This is a genomic window from Panacagrimonas sp. (assembly GCF_965216805.1).
In the GTDB taxonomy this organism is placed as follows: Bacteria; Pseudomonadota; Gammaproteobacteria; order Nevskiales; family Nevskiaceae; genus Panacagrimonas.
In genome coordinates, this window is sequence record NZ_CBDCGN010000002.1 from 1,891,712 (window position 1) to 1,905,127 (window position 13,416).

A 13,416-nucleotide genomic window follows, 5' to 3' on the forward strand; every position below is an offset into this window, starting at 1 on the left:
CACCTCCTCACCTATCATGGACGCATGATGCCTTGTCCCAGTTGTGCGGCCGATAACCCGCCCGGCTCGCGGTTCTGCAATCAATGTGCCGCGCCGCTGGTCCGGGCAGCGATCGGTCCGACGCCGGACCGCGCCGGCTACACGCCGCGACATCTGGTCGAGAAAGTCCTGCGGCATCGCTCCGCCCTGGTCGGCGAGCGCAAGCGCGTCACCGTGTTGTTTGCCGACATCAAGGGCTCCACGCGCCTGGCCGGGCAGGCCGGCGCCGAAGCCTGGCACGCCATACTCGACCGCTTCTTCTCGCTGCTGGCGCAGGCGGTGCATCGCTACGAGGGCACTGTCAACCAGTACACCGGCGACGGCGTGATGGCGCTGTTCGGCGCGCCGGTGGCGCACGAAGATCACGCGCTGCGTGCCTGTCATGCCGCACTGGACATGCAGGCTGCGATCCGTGCGTTTGCCGACGAACTGCGCTTGCAGCGCGCGCTCAATCTCACCCTGCGCATCGGCTTGAACACCGGCGAGGTGGTGGTGGGCCGTATCGGCGACGACCTGCGCATGGACTACACCGCGCAGGGCGCCACAGTGAATCTGGCCGCACGACTGGAGCAGATCTGCGAACCTGGACAGGTCTATCTGTCGCGCGCCACCGCGATGCAGATCCAGGATCGATTCTCGCTGCGCGGCCTGGGCGCCATGCAGGTCGACGGCATCGATCAAGCGGTGCAGGTGTTCGCGCTGGAAAGCTACGACCGCGCCGCTGCCAAGGCGCCGCGGCGGCTGAGCGGCGGTGCTGCCGGACTCCATGGACGCCAGGCCGAACTGGCGCAACTGCGCGCGTTACTGGACGAGGTGGGGCAGGGCCGTGGACGGGTGGTCGGCATGGTCGGCACTGCCGGCATCGGCAAGTCGCGTCTGTGTCACGAATTGCTGGTGGAGGCCCGGCAGCGCGGCATCGCGACGCATCGCACCACCGCATCGCCGTACGCGCGGCAGCTGTCGATGGCCGCGCCGCGCGATCTGTATCTTTCGCGCATCGGCTGCCCGCCGGACGCCGACGCCGAAGACATTCGTGCTTGTATCGAAGCTGAGCTGCCGGGGTCGCTGCGCAGTCGACCGGGCGCGCTGGGTTCCGTGATGGAGTTCGCTGGCGTCGGCCGTCCTGGCGAACTCACCGAAGCCCAGGCGGCGAGCTTGCGCCAACCCATGATGCGGCAGCTGGCGCAATACCTTTCGCGCGCCGATTCCCCGCAGGTCCTGCTGTTCGAGGACCTGCAGCATCTCGACGCACTGACCCTGGAATTCGTGCGTCTGCTGGCCGCGGCGGTGGCTGCAACACCGACCCTGCTGCTGCTGAGCTGGCGCGCCGACGCTGCCCGCATGGACCTGCCGGGCCTGCATCAGACCCTGCAGCTCCCGCCGCTGGCCCCGGAGGCGTCGAGCCGTCTGGCTGCCGCCTGGCTGGGCCCGCATCGCTCGCTGGCAGGACTGGCGGCGCGCATCGCCGAGCGCGCGGACGGCAATCCCTACTTCGTCGAAGAGGCGGTGATCGCACTGGCCGAGACCGGCCACCTGACGGGCACGCAGGGCGCTTATCGGCTGCAGCTGCCGATCGCGCAGTTGCCGATCCCCGACACGGTCCATGCACTCGTCGCCGCGCGGATCGACCGGCTGCCGCCGCCGCAGAAAGCCTGGCTGCAGCGGGCAGCGGTGATCGGGCCGGACTTCGATACCGACCTGCTGGCCGAACTGAGCGATGATCGTGCCGATCCACGGCCCGCGCTCGCGGCGCTGGAACAGTTCGGCCTGCTCCAACGCGAGGGCGACGTCTGGCGCTTCGCACAGCCGCTGCTGCGCGAGGTGGCCTACGACGCCCAACTGCGGGCCAGCCGGGTTGCCTTGCACGCGCAGCTAGCGGCGGCCATGGAAGTGCGCAGCGCCGGACAATCCACGCAAGCGGTCGCGCGCAGCGTTGCCGCGCACTGGGCGCTGGCCCGGCAATGGCTGGCTGCGGCGCGCTGGAATCTGGAAGCGGCAGATGGTATTCCGCCCGCGATCCGCACATCTCCGTGGAACAGTTTCGTCAGGCCGCGCTGCATCTGGATCGCGCCGACGACGACACCCAGGTGCGACGGCTGCGTATCACCGCCTGGGCGGGCCTGCTGCGCATGGCCAATTTCGTCAGCCTCGATTCCACCGAACTGGACCAGGCCTACGCGCAGGCGGCGCAGTTGGCACAAACCCTGGACGACGCCCAGGCGGCCGCCGAGCTGGATATCTCTTACAGCAACCTGCGTCTGCTGCGCGGCGATGCGGAGCATGCGGTGCAACTGGTGGAGTCGGCACTGGCACGTGCGCCGGTCGATATCCGCGCGCAGCTGGCGGACCGTTTCCGTCTGCCGATCCTGCTCGCCTATGGCTCGCTCGGACGGTTCCGCCAGGGCATCGACGTGGTCAATGCCTGCTGCGGCACGGACTGGTGGGAGGGGCCGATCAACGCCGACAACAGCGGCTCGCGCGGCTATCTGGTTCTGCACTTGGGGTGGAGCGGTCGACTGCCGCAAGCAGGCCGGGACCTGGCATGCGCCATCGAACTGATCGAGCGCGACGGCCGCAGCAGCAGCTGGATGCACGGCCTGCGGGTGGAGCTGGCGTGGCTCTCCGGTGATCTGCGCGACGTGCTGGAGGAGGCCGACCGCGCCGTCGAGCAGGCCGTCGCGTTTCGCAGCCTGTATTTCGATGCCCTGGCATCGCGCGCGCGTGGCCAGGCCCTGCTGATGACCGGCGACGCCGCTGGCGCCGTGCGGGTCCTCCAGGACGGACTGCCGCTGGTGGCGCGCGGCACCGGTGCGTATCCCTTCCAGCCCTACCATCTGGCGGTGCTGTCCGAGGCGCTCGGCAGCCTCGGCCGCCACGAGGAAGCCGCCGCCCACAGCCTGGCGGCCGTCCGCGCAGCGGCCGGGATTGGCGTTCGCATGTGGGAACTGCGCGCTTGGATCGCGCGTCTGGCTTTGCCGGCTGCGGTGCTGAGCGCCGACTTCGCCGCCGCCGGTTTTGCGCGTGCCAGGGCTTTGCTGGTGGAGATGGACGCGAGCGGCGTCGCTCCGCGCCTCGCCGAACTGGAGGCGCTGCGCGACGCTGATCCAGGATCGCGGCGACCAAAGCTGCTGGAAGCGGCGGCCGCCTACGAGAAGATCGGTGCGGCGGATCACGCGCAGCGGGTGCGCGCCGCGGCGCAACAGCGTCTGGACCGGCCGCCGTGAAAGCGACATCGTCGGGATCGCGTTGCGATCGGGCCGTCGCTCCAAGTCCGCCGGCTAGCGCTGCATCTGCTCCAGGATCTGCGCAATGCGATCGCCGAGAAACTTGTTGGCGGACTTTTCCAGCGCGCGAGACACTTCGGCCTCTACCGCCATCATCGCCAGCGGTCGCAGGCGCCAAACCGTTTCCGCCAGCTTGGGCACGTCTTCGCGCGGCGGCAGTTCGCCTTCGCCGTAACGATCGAGCAGGCGCGCGATCAGGCGCACCATCTCGTCGGCCACGCGCTGCACGTTGGCACGCAGGCCTTCGATGACCTTCAGCAGGTCGTCGAGCGGCATCCCGGCCTTGGATAGCTCGGCGCCGGCGATCAGCATCTTGGGACTCGGCGCCCGGTAACGCAGACCGTCGGGTTCCAGCAGGCCCAGCTCGATCACCTTGGCCAGGGTTCGAGGGCTGAACACGATACCGAACATGCGCAGCAGCTCGGGCAGGCTGTAGTGACGCGGGACCTCGTCCGACCACGGACTGCTGATGGCCTGCTCCAGGCCGACGATCTGGCGCAGGTCATGCCCGCGTTCCAGCGCATCGAGCAGCTCGCCGATGTTGCCCAGGGTGTAGCCGCGCGACAGCAGGCTGCCGATCAGGCGCAGCCGCGACAGATGCTCGTGGTTGTACCAGCCGGTACGGCCGCGCTTGACCGGCGGCGGCAGCAGGCCACGGTCCTGGTAGGCGCGCACGTTGCGCACAGTGGACTGCGCCTCGCGCGCCAGTTCGTCGATGGTGTATTCGCGCGCTTCGTGCGCAACGCTACCGGCCTTGCGACGGCCGGCGGCAACAGCGGTCTTGGTTCGCGTGGGCATGGATCGCGACAGGTTGGGTGCGGCAAAGGTGCCGACATTCTGCGGCAATCGCACGCGTACGGCGCGCAAGTCACAGACAGCCGGCCGCAGCAGATAAGCTAGCCCCAAGCAGGGTCGGGGAGTCGAGCATGTGCAGCTGGATACGGTGGGGGGCGCGGATCGCGGTGGGATTGGCGGTGCTGTTGGGGGCGACGGTGTCGGCCGCGGCAGACATCGACCAGATCGAAGCCTGCATGCGCGCCAACGTGCCCAAGTCGTTGCAGGTCAAGACCTTCGAGCTGATCGCCACCGATCGCTCGGGCGGCACCCGGATGCTGTCGGGCCGGCTGTACGGACGACTCGACCAGGACCTGATCGAAGCCACCCTGCGCATCGAGCTGCCGGCCGATCTGCGTGGCGCCGCGTATCTGGTGCGCGAGGCCGAGTCCGGCAAGGGCGAGGACATGTTCGTGTATCTGCCCGCACTGCAGAAAGTGCGGCGCATCTCCGGTGGCATGAAGGACAGCCCGCTATTCGGCACCGACCTTTCGTACGCGGACGTCAAGCAGATCGCCTACGCCTTTACCGACGATAGCCTCAAGCTCGAGCGCGAGGATCGTCTGGAGGAGCGCCCGATGTGGGTGCTGTCGATGTCGCCCACGCCGGACAACGACTCGCGCTTCGATCGGGTGGAGGCCTGGATCGACCAGCAGTCCTGCATGGTCATCAAGGCGGACTTCATGCAAGCCGGCGAGGTGCGCAAGCGCTTTGTCAGTTCGGCGAGGCACCTCGCCCAGTCTGGCCCGCACTGGTACGTGAGTCAGGGCCGCATCGAGGATCTGCAGGCGCAGACGCACACCGACCTGCGGATCGTCGACGTGTTCAGCGGCCAGGACCTGGCCGATCGCCTGTTCAATCCGCGCATGTTCTACCTCGGCCCCTGACGCGCCCGCCGTCATGAATCTGCTGTCCAGGCTGATCGAGCAGGCGGTGCGGCGACCGGGCCTGTTGCTGGTCGCCACCGCCGTCTTGAGCGTGGTGGCGCTGCTGCAGATCTTTGCGCTGCCCTCGTTCACGCCGCGGCTGAAGCTGGATCCGACCACCGAAAGCCTGCTGCCGCTGGACGATCGCGACCGGCAGATCTTCGAGCGCGTGCGCAACACCTTTGGCGAGGGCGAAACCGTGCTGATGTCGGTGCGCCTGGACCCGCTGTTCACCCCCGACAACATGGCACGCATCGGCGACCTGACCCGCCGGTTGCGCCAGTTCCCCGGCGTCAAGGGGGTGTTCTCGCTGGGCACCGCCGCCAATGTGCTGGCCGAAGGCGACGACCTCGAGGTCAGTCCGTTCACCGAACAAGCCGCGCGCGATCCCGAATCGGTCAAGCAGTTTGCGCAGCAGATTTCCGCCAATCCGCTCTACCGCGGCGTGCTGGTGTCCGACGACGGCATCCACACGGCGCTGGCGATCAGCCTGGATGCGCTGGGCGAAGAGCGCTTCCGGCGCGACGACTACCCTGGACAGTTCCGCACCCTGGCCCGCGAGATCACCGGCAGCGAGCAGGTCTGGCTGGCGGGCAGCCCGGTGGTGAAGGCTGCCAGTACCGGCGCGATGCTGCGCACGCTGTACCTGAGTCTGCCGGTGATCTACCTGCTGATCGTTCTGCTGCTGTATGCGGCGTTCCGCAGCCTGCGCGCGACCCTGGCGGTGGTCGCCACGGTGAGCCTGGCGCTGCTGTGGACCCTGGCCACTGCGGTGGCGATGGGGCAGTCGCTGAATCTGGTATCCATCATCATGCCGCCGCTGGTGATCACCCTGGGACTGGCCTACGCCATTCACCTGCTGTCGGATTACTACGAAAGCTCGGCGCGCACGGCAGACGAACGTCGAATCCGGCGGCGCGAGGTGATGGGTCGGGTCGGCGTCGGCCTGCTGCTGGCGGGGACGACCACCATCGCAGGCTTCGTCGCGCTGATGCCGCAGGGGCTGCCGGCGGTACGCGATTTCGCGTTGCTGTCCAGCATCGGCGTGTTCTATTTGTTTGTGCTGATCCTGTTCTTCCTGCCGGCGCTGCTCGACCAGTTGCATTGCGCGCCGCAGCGCCGCGAGTGGGGCCGCGCGGTCGCCGAACGCTGGGCCGATCGCATCGCAGCGTTCGACATCCGGTGGCGCAAGCCCATCGTGTGGGTGGCGCTGATCCTGGTGCCGGTGGACTTGTGGTTGGCGTCGGGCATCCCGGTGGGCACCGATTACATCCGCGCGTTTCGCGAAGGCGTGCCGGTGCGCGAAGAGTACGAGGCGGTCAATCGCACCTTCGACGGCGCCAACTTCGTGTCGGTACTGATCGAGACCCACGTCAACGACGCGCTGAGCGATCCCGAACTGGTGCGGGGCGTCGACGATCTGCAGAACTGGCTGCGCGACCAGCCCGAGGTGGGGCAGGCGGTGTCCTACGTGGATCACCTCAAGCTGCTCAACCAGAGCCTCAACGAGAACGACCCCGCGTATTTTTCGGTGCCGCAGGACGCCGCGGCGATCAAGCAACTGCTTCTGTTCGCCGGCGGCGAGGAGCTGCGTCGCGTGCTCGATGCGCGGTTGCGCTCGGCGCTGATCACGGTGCGCATCAAGGTCGGCGACTCGGTGGAGATCACGCGCTTCGTCGAGCGCGTGGAGGCGCAGCTGGCGCAGCTCAAGCCGCCGCTCAACGGATCGATCACCGGTACGCCGGTGCTGGCCACGCGCACCGTCAACGAGATCGGGCGCGGACAATGGGTGTCGCTGGCGATCGCCTGTTTCGCAATCTGGGCGATGCTGGCGTTGATGTTCACTTCGGCTCGCGCAGGACTCTGGGCGTTGCTGCCCAATCTGGTGCCGGTTTCGATCTATTTCGGCACCTTGCGCCTGCTGGACATTCCGCTCAATCCCACCAACAGCCTGATTGCCAGCATCGTGCTCGGGGTGGCGGTGGACGACACCGTACATTTTCTGACTCGCTTCAACCGCCTGGCGCGCGCCTCCGGCAGCGAGGTGCAAGCGGTACAGACCGCGCTGCGCGAAACGCTGCGACCCACCACGTTAACGACCATCGCGTTGTGTCTGGGTCTGCTGGCGCTCACCGGCAGCGAACTGGTCAGTCAGGTCCAGTTCGGACTTTTGGCGGCATTCACCCTGTTCCTGGCCTGGGTGTCCGAGCTCACCCTGACTCCGGCGCTGGGTTCGCGCCTGCGCATCGTGACCTTGTGGGATCTGCTGCGCCTGGACCTGGGGCAGTCGCCTCAGCACACCATCCCGCTGCTGTCGGGTTTGAGCCTGCGTCAGGCGCGGGTGTTCGCCCTGATGTCCAAGCTCGAGTCGCACAACCCCGGCGAGCTGGTGATCCAGCAGGGCGATTTCGCGCGGGACATGTACGTGGTGGTCGACGGCACGCTGGAGGTGTGGATTGATCGCAACGGCGAGCGCAAGGTGTTGGCCACCATGAGTCGCGGCGCCGTGGTGGGCGAGGCAGGCTATTTCGGCCAGCGCCGAACCGCCAACGTCAGTTGCGTGACCGCGGTCCGCGTGCTGCGCTTCGATGCGACCGACCTGGAACGTCTGCGCCGCCGGTATCCGTGGATTGCCGCCACCGTGTTCCGCAACCTCAATCGCGTGCAGGCCGAACGGCTGGCACGCGCCACCGCGATGCTGAGATGAGCCTCCGGCTGCTGCCGGCTTGCTAAGCCCCGCTAGCCCGAACCCAGGCTTGCGCGCAGCTTGTACTTGAGCACCTTGCCGCCCACGGTGGCGGGCAGGTCGTCCATGAGCACCACACGCTTGGGTGTCTCGAAGCCGGCGAGGCGCTCGCGACAGAAAGCGATCAGCGCCGCTTCGTCGATGGTTTCATCCGGCCGGGGCACGACGACTGCGGTCACCGTTTCTCCCCAGCGTGGATCGGGCAGGCCCACCACGGCGACACGGGCGACGCCGGGGAACTGTGCGACCACCGCTTCCACGCGCAGGCTGGAGACGTTCTCGCCACCGGACTTCACCACGTCCTTGTAGCGGTCGACCATCACGCGCAGACCGTCAGCGCGGAATTCGCACATGTCCCCGCTGTGAAACCAGCCGTGGCGGAATGCTTCGCGGGTGGCTTTCTCGTCGCGGAAATAGCCTGCGGTGACCACCGGCGAGCGGTACACCACTTCGCCGCGCGCGCCGGGCCGGTCGTGCAGGGAGTGGCCGTCCTCGTCCATGACGGTGGAGGCGAGCAGCGGCGTCGGCAGTCCGACGACGTTGGTGGCCGGCGCGGTCTGACCGTAAACCTCCTGGAACTGCTCCACCGGGAAGCGATGCAGCGCGATGCACTCGGTCTGACCGAAGATACCGACCAGAGTGGCCTGCGGGCTCAGTTTCCGCAGCCTGGTGCGCACCGCAGGTTCCACCGCTCCCCATCCATAGATCACCACGCGCAGACTGCTCAGATCCGGCACCGGGTCGCTGCCTTCCGCGGTGCGCACCAGATCGGCCAGAAACTGCGGCGAGCCGGTGAAGTAGGCAGACGGCCGTTCCCGCTCGATCGCGGCGCACAGATTCGCAGGTGTCGGCGCGCGGCCCAGCACCACGCTGCCGCCCGCGAGCAGCGCCGACAAGGGAAATAGGTGATCGCCGATGTGGTAGATCACCGGCAGAAAGGTGCAGATGCGGTAGTCGGATTCGAACGGCACGCCGCGCGAATAGGCCGAGGCCTGGTTCAGGCCGGCGAGGTAGGTATAGGTGTGCGAGATCATCACCGCCTTGGGCATGGCGGTGGTGCCCGAGGTCATCAGGATCTCCCAGATGTCATCACCGTGAATGCGGACCTCAGGCTCCCGCGCGGGCTGGTCCTGCATCAACTGCGCCAGTGTCGGCAGACCCTGAGTGTCGCCGTCCTGTTTGGGAATTGCGGCCAGCACCGGGATGCCGACCGTCTCCAGCGGCCCGCGCGCCCTGACCCAAGCCTCGGCATCCACGATCGCGGCGTTGGCCCCGACGTGGCGCAGCGAGTGTTCCACCATATCGGCGGCCATCATCGTGTTGACCGGCATCGCCACCAGCCCAGCCTTGGCGCAGGCGATCTTGGTGAGGAAGGCTTCGTTGGAGTTGTCGCAAAAAAACGCCACCCGCGCGCCGCGCGTCAGGCCGCGCGACAGCAGACCATGAGCGATGGCGTTGGCGGTGGCGTCGGCCTGCCGGTAGGTGACGCGCGCGTAGGCCGGATCGCGCTGCGCGCAGGGCGCGGCGATCAGGGCCAGCTTGTCGGGCTGGCTCCAGGTCATGCGCTCGAAGATGTCGCCCACGCTCACGCGCTCCCAGCGCCGATCTGCGCGACGGTCGTACAGGCTCTCGACGTCCAGATTCATCTGGTTCACTCCTGATTCGTTGTGCTCGTATTCATGACCCTGGAAGCGCGCTCGGGCTTGCACCCGCGCCGCGCGCGACTCTCTTATAGTGACGCCCACTCACTCGGTTTGGGATACAGGCATGGTTTCCACGCGTCGCGGCCCGCAACCGGCTGCCAAGGCGCCGCGCCAGCGGGCGTCGCGGATGACCTCCGACAAGCGCACCCGGGAAATCCTGGCGGTGGCGCGCGACGTCTTTGTTACGCACGGTTTTCATGCCACGGCGGTGACCGAGATCGCCAGTCGGCTCGGCGTAGCCGAGGGCACGGTGTTCAAGTATTTCCCGACCAAGCGTGAACTGCTCAACCGGGTGATCGAACACTGGTACGGCGAACTGTTTGGCGACTACACCAAGGATCTGTCGATGATCCGCGGCGCCCGCAACCGTTTTCGCTACCTGGTATGGCGACATCTCAAGACCATCCGCGAATGGCCCGGCATGTGCCGACTGATTTTTTCGGATGTGCGCTCGCAACCCGGCTACTCGCGCTCGCCGCTGCACCGCATGAACCTCAAGTACACCGGCCTGTTTCTCGACGTGGTCCGCGAGGGCATCGGCAGCGGCGAGTTTCGCGACGATGTGCCGCTGGAACTGCTGCGGGATCTCGTCTACGGAGGGATCGAGCATCACGCCTGGGGCTTTCTCTATCGCAACACAACGCTCGATGCCGAACGCTCGGCCGACCAGATCACCGATCTGGTCTGCACGGGCATCGAGTTGCGCCGGCCGCTCGAACCGAGCCTGACCGACGCCGATCTCTGCGCTCTGGCCGATCGTCTGGAGCGGGTGGCCGCCACGCTGCGCAAGGCCTAAGCGCCGCCGTACCACGCGGGTCGGCCGCTCAGCCACAACTCGCCCCACAGCTTGCCGCCGCCGTCAACGGTCAGGGTTTCGCCGGTGATGAAGCTGGCGCTCGGCGAGGATAAAAACACGCAGGATTCGGCGATTTCCATGGTACGGCCCATGCGCCGCTGCGGATTGGCCAATGCGAACTCCGCGGCAGCCTCCGGCGGGTAGACGTCCAGCCCCTCGCTTTCGGTCAGGCCGGGGGCGACCGCATTAACCCGGATGCCGAGCGGAGCCCATTCCACCGCGACGGTGCGCATAGCACCGACGATGCCGGCACGTGCGGCCTGGGTGTGCGCCACTCCCGGCATGCCGCGTTCGAGCACCACGATGACGTTGACGATTGACCCGCCGCGGCCGAGATCGCGCCAGCGCTGCGCGGCGCGCTGCATCACGAACCAGGTATTGTTGAGGTTGTTGGAAATGACCGCGTTCCAGCCCTTGGGACTCATGTCGATGGCGTTCTGGGGAAACTGGCCGCCGGCGCTGTTGATTACCAGATCCGCCACGCCGACCTCGGCTTCCAGGCGTTCGTACAGGGCCAGCACCTGCTCGTGCTCGCGAAGCTGGGCTGCGAAGCCATGCATCTTTGCGCCGCGCGCCCGGGCGTATTCCACCACGCGGTCGAGCTTGTCCTGGGTGCGGCCGGTGATCGCGACGCTGGCGCCCAGACGCGCCAGCAGCAAGGCGGTCGCGCGGCCGATGCCGCTGCCGCCGCCACAGACCAGCGCGACCTGCCCGGCAAACAGGTCGGAGCGGAACGCGGTGGGAGCGGACCACAGAGTGTCGAGCAGATCGGACATGAGGATCGTGGGCGGGATGGTGGTTCCCTTCCGCCACGCACGTGCGTGGAGAGGGTGGTTTTCCTTACGAGGACAGCAGCTCCTTGGCAATGATCATCTTGCGCACCTCGCTGGTGCCGGCGCCGATCTCCAGCAGTTTGATCGAACGGTACAGGCGGTTGATCTCGCTCTCCCAGATGTAGCCGGTGCCGCCGTGCACCTGCACCGCGTCGTTGAGCACCTTGTTCATGGTCTCGGCCACGTACAGCACGCCGGCGGCGGTGAGCTTGTGGATCTCGCCACGGCCACCGTCATCTTCGCCGATGACGTTGGCCGCACGCAGCACCTGATAGGTGAAGATGCGCATGCTCTCGACCCAGGTATACATGTCGGCAAGCTTGGCCTGGATCATCTGGAAGTCCGCGATCGGCCGGTTGAACTGCTTGCGCTGACGCGCGTAGTCCAGCGCCAGTGCGAAAGCACGCTCGGCAATACCCAGGCAGATCGGCGAGATCATGGCCCGCTCCAGATCCAGGCCGGACATCACCACGCGCACGCCGTTGTTCTCGGCGCCCACGAGATTTTCCGCCGGCACCCTGCATTCGTCGAACAGCAGCTCGGCGGTCTGCGAGCCGCGAAAGCCCATCTTGGTGAGCTTCTGCGCCACCTTGAACCCCGGACAATCCTTTTCGACGATGAACGCGCTGATGCCCTGCGCGCCCTTGTCCTTGTCGGTCTTGGCGTAAACCAGCAGCACGTCGGCGACCGGGCCGTTGGTGATGTAGAGCTTGCGGCCATTGAGGACGTAGTGCCCCCCTTCGCGGCGTGCGGTGGTGCGCATGGAGCCCAGTGCATCCGAGCCGGCGCCCGGTTCGGTCAGGCCCAGCGCGCCGATGGCGGTGCCCTTGCACAGGCCTGGAACATACTTGCTCCGCTGCTCGGGGTTGGCATTGCGCAGGATGTTGTGCAGGCACAGGTTCTCGTGTGCCACCCAGGCCAGACCCATGGCGTGGTTCCAGCGCGAAAACGCTTGCAGGATCAGGCCGGAGGTAAACACGTCCAGGCCCGCGCCGCCCAGCGATTCGGGCGCGGTGACGCCGAAGTAACCGGTGGCGCCGATCTTGGGGAAAGCTTCGGCCGGCCACCATTCCTCGTCGTCCATCCGCTGAGCCATTGGATACAGCTCCGCTTGCGCGAAGCGGTCGGCATTGGCCAGCACTTCCATCTCGTCGTGGGACAGCCCGGAGAAGGCCTGGTTGACGGAGCTGTAGGATCCGTTCGACATCGCCATGTTTCCTTGTGTCTGAGGGTCACTCACTAATAGCAGCCAATCTCGCAGAACCCGACTCGAAGTTCAAGCCGGAAGCGTGCCATGGACACGGCGCAGAAATATTCCGGTTTTGGGTATTGACGAGTGGAGGGCTTATAGTGAGTATTACTCACAACATGCGCGAGCCGGCCGCCCGGCCGCGCCGAACTGGAGCCCGCGATGACCGAACCCGTACTCGTCGAACGCCGCAACGGCGTGCAATGGATCACGCTGAATCGGCCAGAGCGGCGCAACGCGATCAACCAGGATGTGATCCGTCGCATCGGCGAGGGTATTGGCGACGCGGTGGCGGACCGCGACTGCCGCGCAATCGTGCTGACCGGTGCTGGGGACAAGGCCTTCTGCGCGGGCGGCGATCTGCAGAAGAACGCCGACGGCAATCCCTTCGGCGTCGATTACTCCCGTCCGCAGCACTACATGGTGGAGCTGTTCAAACGCATCCAGGACTGCACGCTGCCGATTGTGGCGCGGGTCAACGGCCACGCTCTGGCCGGCGGCTTCGGCCTGCTGTGCGCCTGCGACATGGCGGTGGCCGCCGACGATATCCGCATCGGAGCACCGGAGTCCCGGATCGGGATGACGCCGATGACCATCCTGCCGTACATGCTTCGAGTGATCCCGGCGCGGCGTCTGCAGGAGATCTGCATCACCGGCGAATCATTCTGCGCACAGGACGGGCTGGACTGGGGGATCCTCAACTACGTGGTGCCGCGAGCTCAGCTCGACGGGAAGCTGGACTGGCTGCTGGCGCGCGTGACCGGCGGTTCGCCGACTGCGGTCCGCCTCGGCAAGCAAACCTTCAACGCGATGCGCGACATGAGTCTGCGCGATGCGCTGGAGTACTCGCAGGCGATGTTCGCAGCCATGGCCTCGACCGCCGATGCGCTGGAAGGGCGTGCGTCCTTCATCGAGAAGCGCGCGCCGAACTATGCGGGCGGCTGAG

At 66.9% G+C, this 13,416-nt stretch carries 10 protein-coding genes; 6 read left to right on the forward strand and 4 right to left on the reverse strand.

Annotated features, from left to right (window positions below):
- The first annotated feature begins 24 nt into the window (after positions 1-24).
- Positions 25-2,598 carry an adenylate/guanylate cyclase domain-containing protein gene (locus ACOOHP_RS09035; RefSeq protein WP_420466116.1) on the forward strand — a complete coding sequence of 858 codons (2,574 nt, stop codon included), beginning with the start codon at positions 25-27 and terminating at the stop codon, positions 2,596-2,598.
- A gap of 29 nt (positions 2,599-2,627) precedes the next feature.
- A complete protein-coding gene (locus tag ACOOHP_RS09040) occupies positions 2,628-3,263 on the forward strand; it encodes a hypothetical protein (protein ID WP_420466117.1) in 636 nt (211 codons plus the stop codon).
- 54 nt (positions 3,264-3,317) lie between these two features.
- Here ACOOHP_RS09040 and ACOOHP_RS09045 read toward each other — a convergent pair whose 3' ends face one another.
- Positions 3,318-4,121: a MerR family transcriptional regulator gene (locus tag ACOOHP_RS09045; RefSeq protein ID WP_420466118.1), complete on the reverse strand. Its 804-nt coding sequence runs from the start codon at positions 4,119-4,121 to the stop codon at positions 3,318-3,320.
- A gap of 128 nt (positions 4,122-4,249) precedes the next feature.
- Here ACOOHP_RS09045 and ACOOHP_RS09050 point away from each other — a divergent pair, with 128 nt between their 5' ends.
- Complete coding sequence (locus ACOOHP_RS09050; protein ID WP_420466119.1) at positions 4,250-5,044, forward strand: outer membrane lipoprotein-sorting protein; 795 nt, start codon at positions 4,250-4,252, stop codon at positions 5,042-5,044.
- A gap of 13 nt (positions 5,045-5,057) precedes the next feature.
- Entirely contained in the window at positions 5,058-7,790 is a 2,733-nt protein-coding gene (locus tag ACOOHP_RS09055; protein WP_420466120.1) for an MMPL family transporter, read from the forward strand.
- Positions 7,791-7,822: 32 nt separating this feature from the next.
- Here ACOOHP_RS09055 and ACOOHP_RS09060 read toward each other — a convergent pair whose 3' ends face one another.
- A complete protein-coding gene (locus ACOOHP_RS09060) occupies positions 7,823-9,475 on the reverse strand; it encodes an AMP-binding protein (RefSeq protein ID WP_420466121.1) in 1,653 nt (550 codons plus the stop codon).
- Positions 9,476-9,596: 121 nt separating this feature from the next.
- Between ACOOHP_RS09060 and ACOOHP_RS09065 the strand changes: the two genes are divergently transcribed.
- Positions 9,597-10,328, forward strand: coding sequence for a TetR/AcrR family transcriptional regulator (locus tag ACOOHP_RS09065; protein WP_420466122.1), 732 nt, complete (start codon positions 9,597-9,599; stop codon positions 10,326-10,328).
- Here the strand turns inward: ACOOHP_RS09065 and ACOOHP_RS09070 are convergent.
- A complete protein-coding gene (locus tag ACOOHP_RS09070) occupies positions 10,325-11,164 on the reverse strand; it encodes an SDR family oxidoreductase (protein ID WP_420466123.1) in 840 nt (279 codons plus the stop codon). The two genes, ACOOHP_RS09065 and ACOOHP_RS09070, sit on opposite strands and share 4 nt — an antisense overlap.
- Before the next feature lie 64 nt (positions 11,165-11,228).
- Positions 11,229-12,434 carry an acyl-CoA dehydrogenase family protein gene (locus ACOOHP_RS09075; RefSeq protein ID WP_420466124.1) on the reverse strand — a complete coding sequence of 402 codons (1,206 nt, stop codon included), beginning with the start codon at positions 12,432-12,434 and terminating at the stop codon, positions 11,229-11,231.
- 198 nt (positions 12,435-12,632) lie between these two features.
- Here ACOOHP_RS09075 and ACOOHP_RS09080 point away from each other — a divergent pair, with 198 nt between their 5' ends.
- Positions 12,633-13,415 carry an enoyl-CoA hydratase-related protein gene (locus tag ACOOHP_RS09080; protein WP_420466125.1) on the forward strand — a complete coding sequence of 261 codons (783 nt, stop codon included), beginning with the start codon at positions 12,633-12,635 and terminating at the stop codon, positions 13,413-13,415.
- Position 13,416: the final 1 nt, after the last annotated feature.

Coding starts and splice junctions, on each gene's coding strand:
- ACOOHP_RS09060 (WP_420466121.1), bottom strand. CDS start 9,475: ATGAATCTGGACGTCGAGAGCCTGTACGACCGTCGCGCAGATCGGCGC.
- ACOOHP_RS09055 (WP_420466120.1), top strand. CDS start 5,058: ATGAATCTGCTGTCCAGGCTGATCGAGCAGGCGGTGCGGCGACCGGGC.
- ACOOHP_RS09065 (WP_420466122.1), top strand. CDS start 9,597: ATGGTTTCCACGCGTCGCGGCCCGCAACCGGCTGCCAAGGCGCCGCGC.
- ACOOHP_RS09070 (WP_420466123.1), bottom strand. CDS start 11,164: ATGTCCGATCTGCTCGACACTCTGTGGTCCGCTCCCACCGCGTTCCGC.
- ACOOHP_RS09035 (WP_420466116.1), top strand. CDS start 25: ATGATGCCTTGTCCCAGTTGTGCGGCCGATAACCCGCCCGGCTCGCGG.
- ACOOHP_RS09080 (WP_420466125.1), top strand. CDS start 12,633: ATGACCGAACCCGTACTCGTCGAACGCCGCAACGGCGTGCAATGGATC.
- ACOOHP_RS09050 (WP_420466119.1), top strand. CDS start 4,250: ATGTGCAGCTGGATACGGTGGGGGGCGCGGATCGCGGTGGGATTGGCG.
- ACOOHP_RS09045 (WP_420466118.1), bottom strand. CDS start 4,121: ATGCCCACGCGAACCAAGACCGCTGTTGCCGCCGGCCGTCGCAAGGCC.
- ACOOHP_RS09075 (WP_420466124.1), bottom strand. CDS start 12,434: ATGGCGATGTCGAACGGATCCTACAGCTCCGTCAACCAGGCCTTCTCC.
- ACOOHP_RS09040 (WP_420466117.1), top strand. CDS start 2,628: ATGCACGGCCTGCGGGTGGAGCTGGCGTGGCTCTCCGGTGATCTGCGC.